Here is a 19,175-nt window from a genome sequence, read left to right on the forward strand (position 1 = left end):
AAGGGGCTCATCACGCGCGATCCGCTCCCGGCAGCGCATGACGATCGACCAGCCGGGCCAGCTGCGACAGGTCGTTCAGCTCTTCCAGACCAGTGATCGCGGTGATCAGCGCATCGATCCCTTCCGGATTGACGGCGCGGCAGGCGCAGTCGCGGAACTTGTCCAGCCTTTCATTCCAACTGACCGGATTGTCGGGCACGCCACGAGGGCGCGTCACTGTCCGGGAGATCTCGGACCCGTCGCGCAGCCGAACCGTCACCCGCCCCTCGGTATTCTCGAAATCCAGCGCGTTCACGCCTTCGAGCCCCTGCAAGGTGATCCGCCCCAGCATATCGCGCAGATCGGACCCCTGCCAGCGCGCGTCGCTGAAGCTGTCGATCCTGACATGCCCGTCGAGCAGCGCCACCGCCACAGTGTAGGGAATCGAAAATTTGCCATCCAGCCCGCTTTGCGGCAGACGGTGCAGGGCAGGATTGTTCGCTCCCGCCTCGACCAGAACACTGTCGATCTGTGCTGCCGGGTCGGTCAGTTCCTCGTGGATATCCAGCGCTGCATTGATCACCCAATGGGTGGTGTACTGTGCCGGGAAACGCTTCACGATCAGCCCCGGCTTGACCATGCGCAAAGGAGCCGCGAAACCATCGTGCAGCGCATCAAGATCAAGCTTCCCGTGGAAAAAGATCTCGTTGATCCCGCGCTGGGTTTCGAAGACCGAGGCAGAGGCGGTAAAGCCGCGCCGCGCCAATAGGGCGGCTTCCAGCCCCATCCGGGCAGCGTGGCCGGAATGGGTGGACTTCGTCATGGTGCCGGTGTTGGCCGACAAGCCGCCGATGCGCGAGGCAGCTATGCCGAAGGCATAGCGCAATTGCCCCTGATCCAGCCCGAGAAGCCGTGCCGCGCTGGCGGCCGTGCCCATCGGCCCGACCAGGCCCGGCGGGTGGATGCCCTCAGCCGCCAGCTCACCCGCACCCAGCGTCGCCAGGCGGAAGCGGCCCTGCACCTCGAAACCCGCACAAAGCGCAAGGATCGCTTGCGTACCGCTGATCGGCAGCATCTCGGACAGGGCAAGAATCGCGGGCAGCGTGGTGCCGGCCGGATGGGTCGGCGGAATCCACATCAGTTCAAAGTCCAGCGCATGGCAAAATGCGCCATTGACGAAAGCGGCCTCGGTAGGCGTGGTCTTGAAGCCATGGCCGAAGACGGTCGCGATCTCCGCTCCGCGGAATTCGGCCGCGTGGCCGGCAAGGATCAGGCCAAGCTCTTCTCTCGACCCGGCAAGGATATTGCCTACCCCGTCCAGGAATGCGCCGCGCGCCGCGTCCCGGGCCTCAGGCGGCAGGTCGTGATATTGCAGCTTCATGACTGCGGCGGCCAGCTTCTCGGTATGCATCCTCAACCCCCTTTTGTTTATCTGATAACGCACTCCTGCCTTATGCGGCAGGCGCGGATGGGCCATCAGGCCGGCCGCCGGGATATCCGCATGCACGGCAAGTTTTTCTCCCGGCCGCATATTTTGCCGTACAGGATCAAGCTCCCAATACACGCCGGCCACGCCGTGCGTGGCGTGGCCGTGCATGCGAGACGGTTCTCGCGGTATGCACCGGATCAGCCGCCCGGCATCGCGGGTGTTGCCACTGGCGGCGGTGCGTTCGTGTCGGCCGCCTCGAAGCTTATGATGCGATCCATCAGCTGAAGCGTATGGCTCAGTTCATCCCGCCCGCTCAACAACAGCTCGCGCTGGAACGGGTCTATCCGGATAGGCCATTCGGCGCCGGCATCGTCGAAGACGCGCTCCGCCTTCAGGTCAATGCTTAGCCTATAACCGGGATCCGCCAGCGCACGGGTCAGCAGCGCCTCGATCTGATCGGCGGGCAAGGTCACGGGCAGAAGCCCGTTTTTTAGCGCATTGGAGTGGAAGATGTCGCCGAAGCCGGACGCCAGCACCGCGCGATAGCCGCTATCATAAAGTGAATAGACAGCCCCTTCGCGCGACGAGCCGGAGCCGAAATTATCCCGCGCCAGCAGCACCTTGGCCCCCTGCCGGGCCGGATCATTCAGGATGCTGTCGGCACGCGGCAGGCCATCGTCATCAAGGCGCAGGTCGCGAAACAGCACCTTGTCCAGTCCCTCGGCCCGGGTCAGGTTCAGGAAGCGCGCTGGCAGGATCTGGTCGGTGTCCACGTTTGCGAGACCAAGCGGCATCAGCCGCGACCGGAATGTCGTGTAGGGTTCGGGCATGTCAGACAGCCTCTGCGAATTGGCGCGGATCGGTGATCCGGCCGGTGATGGCACTGGCAGCGGCGGTGGCGGGACTTGCCAGATGGGTACGCGCGCCCTTGCCCTGACGGCCCACGAAATTGCGGTTGGTGGTGGAGACGCAACGCTGGCCCTCGGCCACGATATCGCCGTTCATGCCGACGCACATCGAGCAGCCGGCATGGCCCCATCGCATCCCCGCCTGCATGAAGATGCGGTCGAGGCCCAGAGCCTCAGCCTCGCGCCGCACGGATTCCGAGCCGGGCACCACGGTTCCGGTCACTCCAGGGGCGATATGGCGCCCCTTCAACATGGCAGCGGCGATGCGCAGGTCTTCAAGACGGCCATTGGTGCATGAGCCGATGAATATCTGCTGGATCGGCAAGCCTTGCAGCGGGGTGCCTGGGGTAAGATCCATGTAGGCGAGCGCCGCTGCCACCGTCTCGCGCTCCGCGGCGGACGCGGACGCGGCAGGGTCCGGAACATGGCCGGTGACAAAGCCGCCCTGATCCGGAGCAGTTCCCCAGGTGACCATAGGCTCAAGCTGCTCGGCATCCAGTTCGAACACCCGGTCGTGCACGGCATCGGCGTCCCCGGGCAGCCCCTGCCATCGCGCCAGATAGCGGTCCCATTCCGCCCCTGTCGGCGCGAAGGGCCGGCCAGCGATCCATTCGAATGTGGTGTCGTCGGGCGCAATCAGCCCGGCACGCGCGCCCGCCTCGATCGACATGTTGCAGATAGTCATGCGCGCCTGCATCGACAACGCCCGGATGGCCGCGCCTGCATATTCGATGGTGTGACCGGCCGCGCCCGAGGTGCCGATCTGCTGGATGGTTCGCAGGATGATATCCTTGGCGACGACCCCCGACCGCAGGGTACCGTCGACCCTGATCAGCAGGCTGCGCGATTTTTTCTGCCATAGCGTCTGGGTCGCCAGCACCTGGCAAGCTTCGGAAGCGCCGATGCCGAAAGCCAGCGCTCCCAGCGCGCCATGGGTCGAGGTATGACTGTCTCCGCATACAATGGTCATCCCCGGCAGCGACAGTCCCTGTTCGGGACCGACGACGTGAACGATGCCCTGATGCGGATCGTCCATGCGATAGGCATGCAGGCCGAATTCGTCGACGTTGCGGTTGAACTTACCTATCACGCCCCGAATGCCGGCATCCTCGACATCGCCAAGGCTACGCCCAATCGACGGGACATAGTGATCGGCCACGCCCACGGTGAGATCGGGCCGGTGCAGCGCGAGCCCTGCGTCGCGCAACATATCGAAAGCCTTGAACGAGCCCTCATGCACGTAGTGGCGGTCGATATACAGCAGCACCGCACCATCGGCGCGGTCGCAGACCCTCCGTGCAGCCCAGATCTTGTCATATAGTGTTTTGGGCATCGCCTATTCCTCCTCTTGTGCCGAGAAGCGGGAGCAGATCGCGTCCCGCTCGGGACCGCCAAGCCCGTTCGGAACCGACACGCCGGACGAAACCACCCTGCGGCATGATTTTGACATTGCGCTGCAGCCGCGCGGGGCTGATACGTGCCCCCGGAACAACGCCCACCAGCAATGCATGGCTGATGAAACGCCCGGTGCCATGCGCTTCTTTGTCTTGAGCGAATTGTGATCGACCCGATGCTTCCATCTGACAGGAAATCGCTTCAGTAATCCGCACGTACTGCGCACGCTGAACTCGCGGCGCCTGTTGGGCCAAATCCACGCAAACATAGGCCGGGGATGCACGAAGGCATTTTGATAACCCGCTCATTCCTTTCTCCTCGCGCCCGAAGGCAGGCCGTTGGAATCTTTATAGATTTATCAAAAATCATTTTCAATAATTTTTGTCACGGCAACTAAAGCGGTGGACTTGAAAATTATGTATAAATTACAACGTATTGTTCGGATTATCGACGCTGTTTCATCGGTATTTTTAGAGACCCCGAAAATAATTTTCATAATTGATGCATGAGGTGACAGGCTTCCGAATCCTCCTGCGGGCGATAAAGTAGCGGCCACGCCCTCATAGCGGGCGTGACCGAAACAGGCTTACATCAGGTTAATGCCGCGTAGGTCCGCGCAGCAGGGCCAGGATTGGGTCGATCCGCGGTTGCTGCCCGATCTCCGCCAGCAGACCATGCAGTTCGCCCGCCTTGTCTTCACCTAAGACCGGCGCGGCCAAGCTCATGAACTTGGCGCGCAGGTCTTTGCCGGTCAACGGCGTCGTCGGCGAGCCCTTGGCATTCTTCGAGCGCACTGAGATCTTTGTGCCATCCGTGCGCCAGACGTCGGCCGAGGCACCGCGAAGCGGCGGCCAGCCCTTGGTTTCTTCGGTGCCCTCATGCACCGTGATCTTGTCGATCAACTCGGCGACCACCGGGTCTTGCAGCGCGGAATCCTCGAACTCCGCCACGGTCAGCCGGCCGTGACGGATAGCAGCTGCCACGCAATAGGTGATGCTGAGAATGGCACGCAAGTTATTGGCAGGCATTTCGTTCGAGATATGCCATTCCTTCATCGCCCATTCCGGAACCCGCACCTCGATCCGCTCGACCGCCTCGGGGCGCAGGCCATGCAGGTCATACAGATCCAGCGCCAGATCCGAGGCACAGCTCGTCTGCCGGCAGGAAGGATAAAGCTTGGTTTCCGTCTTGAGCAACTCGTATCGGCTGCCGAGATCGGCATCGAGTTCCACCACGTTTTTCATGTTGGCGTTCAGTTGCAGAAAGCCCAGATCGCCCTCGAAGGCTTCGGCGAAGCCACGCAATCCGTTCCTGGCCAGAAATGCGGCCTGCGCGCCCTTGCGCGCGGCGATGCCGGCATGCAGGTGCTTGATCGGGCTGCCGTCATGCTTGTATTGCCCCAACCCCGAGGATTCCGTGCTGGCGATGGCCAGCGCCCATTCCATATGTTCAGGATCAAGCCCTAACAGCAACCCGCCGGCAGCCGCGGCGCCGAAGATGTTGCAGGTCGCGGTGGGGTGATAGCCGCGGATACGGTGATCGATCCCCGCCGCGAGGCTGGCGCGGATGGAGGCTTCGTAGCCAGCGGCAACGGCGCGGATGACCTGGGCGCCGCTGGCCTCGACATGCTGGGCAAACCCCAGCGATGCGGGAACGGACACACAGCCCGGATGCAGGAAATTGTGCCCATCGTCGAAGTCGATGCCATGCGCCATGGTCGCATTGACCAGCAGCGCCTCTAGCAGTGGCAGGCCCTTTGCCTCACCGGTCACTGTGATCGGGCCCTCGCCGTAAAGCTCGCGCGCCGTCGCAAGAACGACCTTGCTATGCGGCTTGACCGAACCGGCGACCATAACGCCGACAGTGTCGATGATGCGCTCGGTGACGAAACTCGCCACCTCTTCGGGCAAATCGGACCGGGCTAGACCGGACAGGAACGTGGATAGATTCTGGCTGTGTGTCGTCATTTGATTACTGCCGTCAATTGAAAGTCAGGTTGGCGTTCTTGACCACATCCCGCCACCGCTTCAGATCGGTCGAGATACGGGCCGAGAGCTCTTCAGGCGTCGAGGTGCGGATGTAGTAGCCGATCGCCTCCAGCCGCTGGCGGATTTCGGGGCGCTCAAGTGCCTTGGCAGCAGCGGCGCGGATCTTTTCCTGCAGGGCGGGATCCATGTCGCCCGGGCCGATCAAGCTCATCCAGCCTTCAAGCTGAAAATCCTTCAGCTCTTCGAACTCAGTCACGATCGGTACATCGGGAAACATGTTGATGCGGTTTTCAAAGGCGATCACCAGCGGCTTCACCTGACCCTCGCGGATATGCTGCACCGAGGAAGCAAAGTTCTCGATCAACACCGGGACCTGTCCAGCCACCACATCGATCTTGGCCTGACCGGCCCCCTTGTATGGGACATGCAACATTTGCATGCCCATCTTGTTCAGCAGATACTCCATTCCGAAATGACCCAGGGTGCCGATGCCGCCAGAGGCATAGGCATATTTGCCGGGATTGGCACGGACGAGATCGACGAATTGCTGAAAGTTGCTAGCTTCGAACGACGGGGTCGCGACGATGACCATCGGCACCGCAGCCAGTTCGGTAATCTGGGTAAAATCCTTCTCGACATCATAGGGCAGCTTCGTATTCACCACCGGCGAGGTGCCGAAGCTGGAAGACGAGCCGATACCCAGGGTGTATCCGTCAGGCTTGGCGCCGTCGATTTTTTGCATACCCACAATGCCACCGGCCGACGGCAGGTTCTCGACCACGAAGCTGGTGCCGGTCTCGGCGGTCAGCCCGTCCGCAATCGCCCGGCCAACCACGTCATTTGAACCGCCGGGTGCGAAGGGCACCACAAGCGTGACCGTACGGCTCGGCCAACTGTCCTGTGCCGCCGCAGTGCCGGATAAACCCAGCCCCACCAGTAGCATTGCCGCGATTGCATTTCTTTTAATGTTCATTTTATTTTCCTCCCCTTCTGATCTGGCATTAAAGCTTGACGATGCCTTTGCCGGTAGAATTCTCGATCACCGTGCCGTAGGGCTGGCTCAGCGTCTGGATATGGTCGATCAACTCGCGCGCATGCTCCGGCTTCGGCCGGAACGGCATGCCGATATGGCCCGCGATCTTGTGCGTATGGACAAAGGGATGCAGCTCGATGGATTCCAGGCCGCCTTCGGGGCTGTATTCCAGGACCGGCACGTAGCCCGTCTGCAAACGGTTCTGCCGATAGCCGCCCGGCGGATTGATCATCATCGGGTTTTGATACTTCGCGCGTGCCTCAAGCGCATCAACGACAAGACAATCGCTGATCGGCCGATCGAGAAGGTCGGCATGGCGGGCATAGAAATCATGCGGATACTTCGTAATGGTGCGCACCATCGCGAAGACATCGCCGACATCGTAGAATATCGGCTTGCCCTTATAGATCTCGACGCCGCGGAACGGCGCATGGCCGCCTTGCGCCATCATGATATCCGCGCCAGCATCCATTACCATGCGCGCAAAGGGCGGAAAGCACTCATTCGGATATTGCGTGCCAAATTCGGCCGACCATTCGTGATTATGCACCTGCACGATAACGATATCGGAATAAGCCTTGGCGTTGCGAATGGCGCGCAGATTGGCCTGAACATCGCTCTCATCAAGCGCGATGCCGTAACCCGGACGGTCGCGCAGGAAATAGCGGCTAATCGAATTGTGCAGCCCCGGCGGATTGATTTGCCATTCACGATCGCTGATCTTGGCAATCCAATTGCCCAGCCCCTTGTTGACTGTCAGGATCTGCTCCATCTCGTCCGGACCGGCCTCGAAATGGAAACGCAGGGGGTTGACGCCGGGCCGGCCCGGAATGCCGTCATGGGGCATGCCCGCACGGCTGGCCGCGGTCGAGCTGGTAGTCATCGAGACCAAGCTAACCCGCAGATTGCGGGTGTCGGCGAACGCCGGCGCGCGGGCCAGGGCCAGATCGCGGCCGGCACCCGCATGGGCGATGCCAACACGGTCCAACTCGGCCATGGTGGAATAAAGCCCGCCATAAGAGTAATCAAAACTGTGGTTCGTTGCCAGGCTCATGAGCCTGAAGCCTAGTTTATGCAGGTCGTCGGCGACATATTTCGGCGCGCGCATATAGCTCCAGCCCGCCTCAACCGCAGGGAACACCTCAGGATCCGAATAATCGTGGAAAAGCATTTCACAATTCGCGAAAGACAGATCGCTTTTACGAAACAGATCAAGGATTGCACACACGTCCGGATGCTCACAATCCGAAACCTTTCGCGTGATCATTGCGTCGCCCGCAAGCGCCAACCGAAGATTTTTTGTCATATCCACTCCGGGTTTGTGTAAGGAATTAGGCTTTCAGCCACGCGCAATGATACAGCATAAAAAAATTTCGAAAATGATTTTTGTTATAAAACTAGATTATTTTTACTTCAAATAAAATATAAAAATCACATAGAAAATTCCATCTCCACTCTGGAGATTCAAAAAACGCCTTCTATATTAATTTATATTCTGTACTTAAGATTATTAATACGAAAAAGACTCGGAAAAGCTCGCATCATTACTCCAGCTACACCGATGGACATAAGCCCTCCGGTCACCAACGCAGCGACCGGTCCCAAAAGCACAGCAGCCGAACCGGCGCGAAATGCGCCGATCTCGTTTGAGGCACCGACGAAGACCAGATTGATCGCCTGCACGCGGCCGCGCATATGATCATCGGTGTTCAGTTGCAAAAGGCTTTGACGGATGCTTAGCCCGACCATGTCGAACATACCCGCCAGAAACAGGCACAACATGGACAGGATCATGCTTGTCGAAACCGAAAATACAATCGAGCTGGCGCCGAACAGCATGACGAACAAAAACAGCTTTTGTCCGATGGCGCCGTCGAGGGGACGTCGCACGATCCAGAAAGCCGCAATGATCGACCCGGCCGCAAGGCTCGCGCGCAAGACGCCAAGCCCTTCAGGGCCAACCTTCAGGATATCGTTGGCATAGACAGGCAGCAGCCCGACCACGCTGCCGAACAGCACCACCAGCATGTCCAGCAGCATCGACCCCAGAAGGATCGGTTGGCCGCGAAGATAGTTGAACCCGCCCAGCAACATCTCTGTCCGGGATCCGTCTTCCTTGGCTGCAAACGGGTCCGGCGGTGTTGAGGGGATTCCGGCCACACAGATCAATGCAAGAGCATGCAATCCGAAAGCCACCAGATGCGGCAAGGCATTTGCGTGAGCGCTGAGCACACCGCCCAGAATAGGCCCGATGATGATCGCCATCTGATTGGCCATGGAGTTCATGGAAACGGCCTGCGGCAGCGCTTCTTCCGGTACGATCCGTGCAAGAATTGCCTGCCGCGAGGCGTTGTAGAAGGCCCGGCCGATCCCGGCTCCGAAGAACAGTATCAGGATCGGCAGGATCATCAGCGTCTGGCGCGAAGTGGTCCATGACAACACCAGCGCCATCGCCGCCATGCCGAGGATGCTAGCCGTCAGAACGTTGCGACGGTCACAGCGGTCCACGATCTGGCCTATGACCAGAACCAGCGCCGGCAGGAACTGGGTGAGGCCGATCAACGCCAGGTGAAAGGCGTTGCCGCTGCTGGAATAAACCTGCCAACCCACCGCGACGGTCTGAATCTGCACGCCGAGCTGGGCGCAAAGCAATGCGCCCAAATAGCGCCGGTAAGGACCGACAGTAAAATTGGCCAGCCGCCTCATCCCCGCCCCCGGCTCCGCACTCAGGCCAGCGCCCGGGACAGCGCCGCAAGGTCGGGACGGGTCCGCAGGGCCATGATTTCGTCGGCCAAACGGGCTGCGCGGTCGTCGCCCAAGACGGGCTTGACCAGGCCGTCGAACTTGGAGCGCAAGTCAGCGACTTCCAGCGGCCTGGACACACTGCCCTTGGGATTACGCGCAACCAGCGTGACGGTACGGCCATCCTTCAGCACGCAGTCTATCTGCGCACCGCGTTCGGGCGGCCAGCGGCGGGTCTGTTCCTTACCCTCGATCACGGTGATGCGGCGCATCAGCTCAAGCACCCGTGGATCAATGATCATGTCGGCCGCGAAATGCGCCTCCAGCAGGCGGCCGTGTACGAGCGTCGCGGCGATGCCATAGGGAAAATTGATCCGCGCCTTCAGGATGTTCGGCGGCGGTTCATTCGTGGTGAACCAGCTGCCGTTCATGACATAATCGGTGACGCGCACGGTCAGGCTTTCGACCTGATCGGGTTTCACGCCATGGTCGTCGACCAGCTCATGCGCTAGATCGAGCGCGGAATTGGTCTGGCGGCACATCGGGTAGAGTTTCGTCTCTGTCCGCAGGAAGGCATAGTCCTTCCCCAGCTCATGGGTCATCTCGTGCAGGTTCTCCAGATCGGCCATGATCGCCAGAAATCCGAAGCGTCCCTCGAAGATTGCGCCCGGACCGTGCAGCCCGTCCCGCGCCAGAAGCGCGGCAAGCACGCCGCTGCGCGCCGCCAATCCGGCATGCAGATGCTTGGTCGCAGCGCCATCGTCGCGATATTGCACGATGCCCGCCACCATGCTGCCCGCGATGCCGAAGGCCTGGGTGATGCGGTCCGCAGGCAGTTCCAGCAGAACCGCCGCCGCCGCCGCCGCGCCGAAGACATTGCAGGTTCCTGTCGGATGATAGCCGCGGCTGCGATGGGCTAACCCGCCCGCCAGCGAGGCGCGCACCGCAATCTCATAGCCGGCCACGACAGCGCGAATCAGATGGTCGCCGCTGACGCCGAGCCTTTCCCCGAGCGCCAGCGCCGCAGGGATCACGGCAGCGCCGGGGTGGATGAAGGCATGGGTGTCGTCGAAGTCGATGCCATGTGCCATCACGCCGTTTACCAGCATCGCATCCAGCACCGAGACCTTGCGGTCAGCGGCATAGATCGTCGCATTGCCGGCGCTCTCCAGCCATTCCACGGTGCGTAGCGTCGCATCCACGTGCGGCATGTGCCGGGCACCCACAGCCACACCCAGCGTATCCAGCATCCGCTCGACTGTGAACTGCTGCACGTCGGCAGGGAGCTCGACCGAGATCAGTCCATGGACGAAATCAGACACCTGATCGGTGGCAGAGATCGCGGTCTCTTGTGGCATGGTCTGCGCCATTTGCATGAAAACTCCTCCCTTCAGCACAGGTTAAAAAGCAATGCGGGCGATGCCATCCGAAGACTTGATGTCGGTACCGAAGGGCTGGCTCAGCTCGGCCAGTCGGGCAATCAGCATGTCCGCCTGGGCATCAGAGGCGCGAAACGGCAACCCGATATCGGCCTTTGCGCCGTGGCGATGCTCGAATGGATGCAGATCGACCGATACCGGCCTTGCCTGTTCGTCAAAGTGCACCAAGGGGACAAAGCCGTTCTGCCCCCGCCCCTGCCGCGTACCGCCTTCGGGGTTCTGCACCATCTCGGTGCTGTATTTGCCGCGGGCTTTCAGACTGTCCACTGTCAGCGCCTCAGCCAGCGGCCGGTCCAGCAGCAGGTCATGACGTTCATAGAAATCATGCGGATAGCGCTCGATGGTCGAGGCCATCGAGAACAGATCGCCCGGATCATAGAAGATCGGCGCGCCGTGATGGACCTCGACGCCGCGGAACGGGGCATGGCCGCCCTGCGCCACCACGACGCTGGCCCCCGCCTCGACGGCCCGGCGTGCGAATTCCGGCATGAACGAGGCGGGATATTGCGTACCGAGGTCCTGGTCCCATTCGTGATTGTGGATATGCACTAGCACGATGTCCGCATAGGCTCGGGCGTTGCGGATCGCCCGCAGATTGGCGGCGACGTCGCGTTCGTCCAGCACCCGGCTCATGCCCGGCTCGTCCTGCAGCACATAGCGCGTGATGGTGTTATGCAGGCCCGGCGGATTGATCTGCCATTCCCGTTCGCCGATACGCGCGATCCACCAGCCGAAATCCCTGTGCAGATCCAGTACGCGCTGCATGTTCGTGGCATCGGCGGTAAAATGGAAACGCAGCGGGTTCACACCCGGCCGGCCCGGAATTCCGTCATGGGGCATCCCTGCACGGCTGGCCAGGGTTGAGGTCGTGGTCATGGACACCAGCGCCACCCGGAACCTGCCGGCATCGACAAAGGCGGGCACCCGGGCGTGAGCCAGATCGGGGCCTGCCCCGGCATGTGCTATCCCTGCCGCATCCAGCGCGGCAAGCGTCGAGAAAAGTCCGCCATACGAGTAATCAAAGGCGTGGTTGTTCGCCGTGCTCATCAGCCGAAAACCCAGCCGCCGCAACTCCATGGCGATCCGTGGGGATGAGCGCATATAGCTCCAGCCCGCCTCCACGGCAGGATAGACACCCAGCCCGTCGTAGTCGTGAAACAGTGTTTCGCAATTGGCATATGCCAGATCAGCATCGCGGAACAGCCCGCAGATCGCGGCGACATCACGGTCGCGTTTATCATCCACGGTCCGGTTGATGATCGTGTCGCCGCCGATCGCAAGGGTGAAGCAGGAACTATTGCTGTTCAAAACGGTCTCCGTCATGCCGACTCGGTTACTCCGCCGGCAAAACCCGGCGGCACCGGTTCATTCCTTGGCCATTACGTGTATTACTGCGGCAGTTTCACCCGTCCGGATTTGACGACGGAATTCCAACGCTCGGTCTCGGTCTTGATATAGGCCTCGAACGCGGCGGGATCCGCCTTCGCCGGGGTCATGCCCTGTGCTTTCAGGAAGGCAATCATCTCGGGATCCTGAAGCACCGCCTGGATCGTCTCGCTCAGCTTTGCGATGATTTCGGGAGATGTGCCCTGGGGTGCCAGAAGCCCGTTCCACGAACCAGCTTCGAACGCGGGATAGCCCGCTTCGGCAATCGTCGGTACGTCAGGCAGATCGGGATGGCGCTCATGACCGGCAATCGCCAAGGCACGAAGCTGGCCGTTGTGCACCAGCGGCAAGGTCGACCCCGTACTGCCGAAGCCGGCATCCACCTCTCCCGAGATCATGTCGATCATCGCCGGGCCTCCGCCCTTGTAAGGGATGATCTGTACATCCATGCCGGTTTCCAGCATCAGAACCGCCGTTGCCATATAGGCGCCGGTAGAGCTGGAAGCGACATTCACCCCGCCCGGATGAGCCTTGGTGTAATCTAGGAATTCCTTGAAGTTTTTGAAAGGCTTACCTGGATTGCCCGCAAAGATGAGCGGATAGGTGACGATCTGCCCGATAGCGTCGAAACTCTCTACCGGGTTATAACGCAGATTGTCCTTGAGCGCCGGCGCGATGGTCAGGGCCGAGGCATTGCCGTAAAGCAGCGTATAGCCGTCGGGCCGGGCGCGCGCTACCTCTCCGGCACCGATGGCACCGTCGGCACCGGCGATATTCTCGGCATAGAACGAGCCGCCGAGTTTCTTTCCCAGAGCCTCGGCAAGACGACGCCCAACCAGATCGGTGCTGCCGCCGGGCGCGAAGGGAATGATCACCCGCACTGGCCGTTGCGGGTAGTTTTCGGCAGATTGCGCCATCGCGGCTGGAGCAGCGAAAGCTGCTGTCAGCATCATCGCGGTCGCCACAAGGACGCCGCAGATGCCGCCTTGCCACGCCGCCCGTGCGTGAATCTCCATTACGTTCTCCATTTCAGGGCTTTTCGGAATGGCGGGTTGATGGGCGCCCTTAGGGCACCCACTCCTCGTTGTTGGCCGCGACAGCCACCTTCTTGCCCGCTTCGGCATAGCCAAGGCGGCGAGCATCGGCAGCTGCGTTGCGTCCCGCGATGCGGCCAAAGATCGCGCCGGCGATCAAACCCGAGCCTGCAGGGTAGTTGTCGTAAAACAGCCCGCCGACCATTTCGCCACAGGCATAAAGCCCCGGCAGGGGACGCCAGTCGGTGCCAATTACTTCGGACTCGGTGTTGATTTTGATGCCGCCGAAAGTAAAGGTGATACCGCCGGTGGCGCTGTAGGCGTAGTAAGGCGGCGTATCCAGCTTTAGGGCCCAGTTGGTCTTTTCGGGGTTAAGCCCTTCGGTGGCCAGCCCGTCCAGACGCTGCGGGTCGAAACCTTCAGGGCCGTGTGCGACCTCGTTATACGCGCGGATCGTCTCGACGGCCTGCTTGCGGTCGTCGATGTCCAGCTTCTCGATCAGTTCCTCGATCGTGTTGGCCGTGATCGGCTTGCTGGTTGAATAACGAGGCTCAAGATATTCAACTACCTTGCTATCGAATATCTGCCAGGCCAGCGCGCCTGGCTGGCCCAATACCGCGCGGCCGTATTTGGCATAGGTATAGCCCTTGAGGTTTTCGCCCTCGTCAACGAAACGCCGGCCACGGCGGTTCAGCATCAAGCCATAGGTATAGCTCAGCCGGTTGCTGCGGTCCGTCAGCTCGCGCGGAGCGAATTCGCCCCAGTCGGCGCTTATGGGCGTGGCGTGGCAGCCGCTGTACTGGCCCCACGGCATCGCGCCGACATCAAGAGCCATACGAATGCCGTCGCCCTGGTTGTGTGGCGTGCCGCGCACCTTGGCCCCACCCATCTCGGGGCCCATGTGCTGGGTGCGCATCTGCACATTCGCCTCAAACCCCCCGCAGCCCAGGATCACCGCCCGCGCGCTCAGGATTTCCACACCATCCTCGTTGCGCACCCTAACGCCCGAAACCCGACCCTTGGCGTCCACAACCAGATCCAGCGCCGCAGTGCCATAACGCACCTCGATCCCACGCTTCTCCACCGCCTCGAACCAGCCATGCGACAAGCCAGCGCCTTCATGCTTGGTGCGAATAGCGATGCCATAGCCCCACACGGGCTTTCCGTTCACGACCACCTTCGAGTTGAACGCCGGCTCGAACTCGATTTCGGCCGTCTGCCGCATCCAGGTCACGATTTCCAGAGAGGTGTTGATCAGCACCTTGGACAGTTCGGGGTCGGTGCGGCCATTGGTAGTCCGCATCAGGTCATCGCGAAACTTCTCGCGGGTGTAAGGGGTAACGCCGTCAAAGAAGTCCTGCCCCGCACCCGGCACCAGAGGCTCAAGATCCGAGGGCTTGTCAAAGGCGATCCGCAAAGAACCGCCCGCCCAGTGGGTGTTGCCGCCGCGCATGGCCCGGGGCGCCTTTTCCAGCACGACGGTGCGCTTCGCACCTGCCTCCCAGGCTGACACGGCAGCGGCCAGCGCGGCGTTTCCGGCTCCGATCACGATGACATCATAGTCGTTCATGTATTTCCTCCAATTATATTTAGGATCGGTTATGGGGTTGATGAGACTAGCCAACCTCCTCCGCAGCGAAGGTTTTTTCGCGACGCTTGCGGATCGCTGGCGCGATCATGGCCAGTACAACGATAACAGAGATGGACAGCAGAACAGCGCTGAGCGGTCGCGATACAACCACGAGCCAGTCGCCACGCGCCAGCAACAAGGCACGGCGCAAGTATTCTTCAAGCATAGGCCCCAGGATAACACCGAGGATCAGCGGTGCGGCGCCACAACCAAGCTTTGCGAAGACATAGCCAACCAGGCCGAAAATCGCGACCAGCCAGACATCGAACACACTGTAATTGGTCGAGAAAACGCCGATCACACAGAACAGGATGATCGAGGGGAACAGCCAGCGATACGGGATCGACAACAGCCGCACCCAGATTCCGATCAGCGGCAGGTTCAGGATCACCAGCATCATGTTGCCCAGCCACATCGACACGATCAAGCCCCAGAACAGTTCGGGATTGGTCGTCATCACCTGCGGGCCGGGAAAGATGTTGTGGATCATCATCGCACCCACCAGCAACGCCATCAGCGCATTGCCGGGAATGCCAAGTGTCAACATGGGAATGAACGACGCCTGCGCCCCGGCATTATCGGCTGACTCTGGGCCCGCGACGCCACGGATGTTGCCCTCGCCCATCGGGATCTGGCCGGGTTTGACCGGGATCTTCTTCTCGACGGCGTAAGATGCGAAGGATGAGAGCAGCGCCCCGCCACCGGGCAGGATGCCGAGCACAGAGCCAATACCCGTGCCACGAAGGATCGCGGGTATGGCCTCGCGCAAATCGGCGCGCGAGGGCACCAGACTAACGATCTTGGCCACACGCGTGGAACGCTGCTCCGGCGCGGCTGTCAGGTTCTGGATTACCTCGCCAAGGCCAAAGATGCCCATGGCGATCGGCACAAGGTCTATACCCTGGGAAAGTTCGGCAAAGCCGAAGCTGAAGCGCTCGACGCCGCTGTTGACATCGGTGCCCATGATGCCGATTAGCAGGCCCAGGATCGCCATGCCCAACGTCTTCAGGAACGAACCGGACCCCAGCGCGATAGCGCCAAGAAGCCCCAGTACCATCAGCGAGAAATATTCCGCCGCTCCAAAGCTGAGCGCCAGTTTCGACATCGGAAAGGCAAAGACCGCCAGCAGCAGTGTGCCCATGGAGCCCGCGAAGAACGAGCCAATGGCGGCCACCGCCAGTGCGACCCCTGCCCTGCCACTCTGTGCCATCTTGTAGCCGTCGATCGCCGTCACCACCGACGAGGATTCCCCGGGCAGGTTCACAAGAATTGCCGTGGTCGAGCCGCCATACTTGGCACCGTAGTAGATGCCAGCCAGCATGATCAGGGAGCTGGTCGGCCCCAGCGTGTAGGTCATCGGCAACAGCATAGATACTGTCGCCAGCGGCCCAAGCCCCGGCAGAACGCCGACCAGCGTGCCCAGAAAACAGCCCAGGAAGGCAAAAAACAAGTTCTGCACCGAGAAGGCGACGCTGAAACCAAGTGCGAGATGGGAAAACAGTTCCATGTCGTCAGCCTCAGTAAAAACTGATAAATTCGGGAAGTATGCGGAAGTAAAGGCTGAGCCCCTTTACAAAGAGCAGATAGGATAACGCCGCGAGACACAGCGCCAGAACCAATGCTCCCCGAAAGGTAAATTCATGGTCCGCGGTCGAAACCAGCAGGACCATCCCGATGATCGCGACGATCAGCCCCATTGAAGGAATACCCAGTGACGGAACGCCCGCCAGCAGCACGCCGAACAGTACAGCACTGCCGATCACCGTCAGTAACGGCCGCCAAGCGATCTGTGAGATGGGATTATCAACATCGCGGTCGCGCGTAAGCACGCGGAACATGATCAGCAGCCCGATCCCCGCCAGGATCGCCCCCAGCACGGTCGGGAAGTAGCCCGGCCCCATTGAGGAGCTGGTGCCAAAATTGTAGTTTCTCGCCGCCAGGGTGTAACCAGAACCCAGCACCAGAAACATTACTCCGCTGTAGAAATCTTGCTTGTTACGGATCCTCATGTCACGCGCTCGCAACGGATGGAAGCGGACCGGATCGGCTGGCAAAAATACTCTGTTCTGTATTGACGCACATTGAATTCCTCCCGGATGTTGCGGAGTTGATCCGCATTATTGTTATGCACCCGCCTGTGACCGGACCTGAAAGCTCCAGTCTGAAGCGACCGCAATTGGGGGGGGAAAGAGCACAAAGATCCGGACAATAATCCTACCGCCCGTGCCGTTCCGGCACTGTTCATTTCGGCATTGCGATGCTCTTCAGCTCTGCTGTCCGCTGCCTAGCACGAAACGTGCGGTTCATCCGCACTCTTGAGCTCGCGATAACTTAAAGGCAGCCGAACGGATATTGCAGTCCCCCCGGAAGTCCGACTCTCTGTCTGCCGCCTCCACTCGGCAGTTACCCGGAACCTTGGCACTTCCGGGGTTCATTTAGACATAAAAAAAATTCATTTTCAATATGAAATCTTGAAAGTGGAGGAGCTTTCCGATGATGCCATATTTGAATAAATTATCTAATTGATTTTTATGGATAAAATTTTTTGCGGCCGCGCCGATTTTTGTGCGTTCTTATATTGGATTTGTCGAAAATCATTTTCCGAAAATTCTATGGTCTCGCATTGTCAACCGTATCTGCCGCAAAAACTCATCGGGCATCGGCTGACCAAGCTTTATAATCCATGGGCCAATGGAGCACAAACAGCACGCCCGGCAGCGCCTGCCGGCCGTCGATGCCGGCCCGACCGCCCTTCGGGCGCGCCATCCCGAACGGCACCAGCGGTGCAGCTCCCGCCCGGATTCTTCGGGAAGCGGCTTCTTGGCCATGCTTGAGAAACTGCTGAGGGATGCTTCGCAAATGGTTTTGTTAGGCCACTTAATTACCAGACCTAATTGCATTCGGCGTGGGGTTCGGTATATATGTGAAAATGCTTTTCGTTGAATATCCACGGAGAACGAATGTCTCACAGGGCCACTAACAAGATCGGAAGGGCGACGAAAACTTCTGGCGGCGCCCGGCAAGCCTTGTCAGGCAAAACCTCCGCTACGGAAAGCGCACCGCTGGCGATGACTGCCGAGGAAGCCTTGGATACGGACAAGCAGTTCGTGGCCTCGGTCGCGCGGGCGCTGGCTATCATCAATGCATTTCGCGCTGAGGATAGCGCGCTTGGCAATGCCGAGCTTGCTGACCGTACGGGTCTGACCAGGCCGACGATATCACGTTTGACCTATACGCTATCGAAATGCGGTTATCTTAGTTATAATCCACGTTTTCGCATCTATGAACTGGGACCCAGCGTGCATGCGCTGGCACAGGTCGCCCAGCAATCCATCGATGTGCGGCGCATCGCCCGGCCGCTGATGAACGCCCTCGCTCATCAGGCCAACTTCAACGTCGGGCTGGGCACGCGCGACGATCTTCGCATGGTCTATACTGACGCATTTGAAGGCGATGCACTGATCGGGCTGCGGCTTCGCGCCGGATCGCGCATTCCCATTCTGTCCAGCGCCATGGGCCGGGCATATCTGACGGCCATTGATACACCAGAGCGCAACGAGCTGCTGGCCCAGCTGCGCGACCGCGCGCCCGAGACCTATGAGCAGGAATACAAGCGCTTTCTGGAGGTGCTCGCGGAATATAACGAGAATGGCTTTTGTCTGTCGATTGGCGACTGGCAAAAGGACATCAACGGTGCAGCTGTCCCAATCCGCTCCATCTCACGGCGTGGGACTTACGTTCTGAATCTTGGGGGACCGGCCTATCTGTTACCGAAAAAGCTGTTGGTCAACGAATTAGCTCCCCGCCTGATCGAAATAGCCAGGATAATCGAGAACAGCCTTAGTCCCCAGGTCGTGCCGCTTTCCGGCCCGATGCTGTCGGGAGCGTGAGTATTGGCACCGTTTGCCCGGACAGTACCCCGCAGAAATTAAGGGGTTGCGGCACCTTCGTCTCCCCATTAAGCCGGCGATAGATCGTCGAAGCAAATGCATCCAGCTTCGGCTACCGGATCGGCAAGCGGTACTGATTGCAGCGCGGCGTCGAATACGACACCATCTTGTTGGCCGTATCACGCGATATGTTGAAATGCTTCTCGATCGCGAGAAACTCAACGCCCACAGCGCACCGCCGACGTCACTTGCGGCCTCTGTCTTGTGTTTCGGCGTGGAAAATTGGCTCTGACGCAGATTTGATGGAGATGGGCCTATCCCG

Annotated in this window: 15 protein-coding genes; 1 reads left to right on the plus strand and 14 read right to left on the minus strand. The window is 60.2% G+C overall.

The features are described 5' to 3' along the window. Positions 1-10 precede the first annotated feature (10 nt). The 14 genes from ACFFJ7_RS17925 to ACFFJ7_RS17990 form a co-directional block, all read right to left on the minus strand. Positions 11-1,576 carry an MmgE/PrpD family protein gene (locus tag ACFFJ7_RS17925; protein ID WP_377594179.1) on the minus strand — a complete coding sequence of 522 codons (1,566 nt, stop codon included), beginning with the start codon at positions 1,574-1,576 and terminating at the stop codon, positions 11-13. 29 nt (positions 1,577-1,605) lie between these two features. Beyond that, the gene (leuD, locus tag ACFFJ7_RS17930; RefSeq protein WP_377594181.1) at positions 1,606-2,238 is read right to left on the minus strand and encodes a 3-isopropylmalate dehydratase small subunit; all 633 of its coding nucleotides are present in this window, start codon (positions 2,236-2,238) and stop codon (positions 1,606-1,608) included. Position 2,239: 1 nt separating this feature from the next. After that, positions 2,240-3,649, minus strand: a complete 1,410-nt coding sequence (gene leuC, locus ACFFJ7_RS17935; protein ID WP_377594183.1) for a 3-isopropylmalate dehydratase large subunit — start codon at positions 3,647-3,649, stop codon at positions 2,240-2,242. Next, positions 3,630-4,019, minus strand: a complete 390-nt coding sequence (locus ACFFJ7_RS17940; RefSeq protein WP_377594186.1) for a hypothetical protein — start codon at positions 4,017-4,019, stop codon at positions 3,630-3,632. Before ACFFJ7_RS17940 ends, leuC begins: the two co-directional genes overlap by 20 nt. Before the next feature lie 288 nt (positions 4,020-4,307). Beyond that, positions 4,308-5,678, minus strand: a complete 1,371-nt coding sequence (locus tag ACFFJ7_RS17945; RefSeq protein ID WP_377594189.1) for an MmgE/PrpD family protein — start codon at positions 5,676-5,678, stop codon at positions 4,308-4,310. A 13-nt stretch (positions 5,679-5,691) separates the two neighbouring features. Beyond that, a complete protein-coding gene (locus ACFFJ7_RS17950) occupies positions 5,692-6,672 on the minus strand; it encodes a Bug family tripartite tricarboxylate transporter substrate binding protein (protein WP_377594191.1) in 981 nt (326 codons plus the stop codon). A 28-nt stretch (positions 6,673-6,700) separates the two neighbouring features. Further along, positions 6,701-8,038, minus strand: coding sequence for a CapA family protein (locus ACFFJ7_RS17955; protein ID WP_377594193.1), 1,338 nt, complete (start codon positions 8,036-8,038; stop codon positions 6,701-6,703). Between the two features lie 182 nt (positions 8,039-8,220). Further along, positions 8,221-9,438 carry an MFS transporter gene (locus ACFFJ7_RS17960; protein WP_377594196.1) on the minus strand — a complete coding sequence of 406 codons (1,218 nt, stop codon included), beginning with the start codon at positions 9,436-9,438 and terminating at the stop codon, positions 8,221-8,223. Between the two features lie 20 nt (positions 9,439-9,458). Continuing rightward, on the minus strand, positions 9,459-10,850 hold the full coding sequence (locus ACFFJ7_RS17965) for an MmgE/PrpD family protein (protein WP_377594198.1): 1,392 nt from the start codon (positions 10,848-10,850) through the stop codon (positions 9,459-9,461). A gap of 24 nt (positions 10,851-10,874) precedes the next feature. After that, positions 10,875-12,236, minus strand: coding sequence for a CapA family protein (locus tag ACFFJ7_RS17970; protein WP_377594199.1), 1,362 nt, complete (start codon positions 12,234-12,236; stop codon positions 10,875-10,877). A 65-nt stretch (positions 12,237-12,301) separates the two neighbouring features. Next, complete coding sequence (locus tag ACFFJ7_RS17975) at positions 12,302-13,315, minus strand: Bug family tripartite tricarboxylate transporter substrate binding protein (RefSeq protein ID WP_377594201.1); 1,014 nt, start codon at positions 13,313-13,315, stop codon at positions 12,302-12,304. A gap of 49 nt (positions 13,316-13,364) precedes the next feature. Next, on the minus strand, positions 13,365-14,903 hold the full coding sequence (tcuA, locus tag ACFFJ7_RS17980; protein ID WP_377594203.1) for an FAD-dependent tricarballylate dehydrogenase TcuA: 1,539 nt from the start codon (positions 14,901-14,903) through the stop codon (positions 13,365-13,367). 46 nt (positions 14,904-14,949) lie between these two features. Next, the gene (locus tag ACFFJ7_RS17985) at positions 14,950-16,470 is read right to left on the minus strand and encodes a tripartite tricarboxylate transporter permease (RefSeq protein ID WP_377594205.1); all 1,521 of its coding nucleotides are present in this window, start codon (positions 16,468-16,470) and stop codon (positions 14,950-14,952) included. A 10-nt stretch (positions 16,471-16,480) separates the two neighbouring features. After that, entirely contained in the window at positions 16,481-16,972 is a 492-nt protein-coding gene (locus ACFFJ7_RS17990; protein ID WP_377594207.1) for a tripartite tricarboxylate transporter TctB family protein, read from the minus strand. A 951-nt stretch (positions 16,973-17,923) separates the two neighbouring features. Between ACFFJ7_RS17990 and ACFFJ7_RS17995 the strand changes: the two genes are divergently transcribed. Continuing rightward, the gene (locus ACFFJ7_RS17995) at positions 17,924-18,853 is read left to right on the plus strand and encodes an IclR family transcriptional regulator (protein WP_377594208.1); all 930 of its coding nucleotides are present in this window, start codon (positions 17,924-17,926) and stop codon (positions 18,851-18,853) included. Positions 18,854-19,175: the final 322 nt, after the last annotated feature.

Source organism: Pseudochelatococcus lubricantis, from assembly GCF_042432495.1.
GTDB lineage: Bacteria > Pseudomonadota > Alphaproteobacteria > Rhizobiales > Beijerinckiaceae > Pseudochelatococcus > Pseudochelatococcus lubricantis.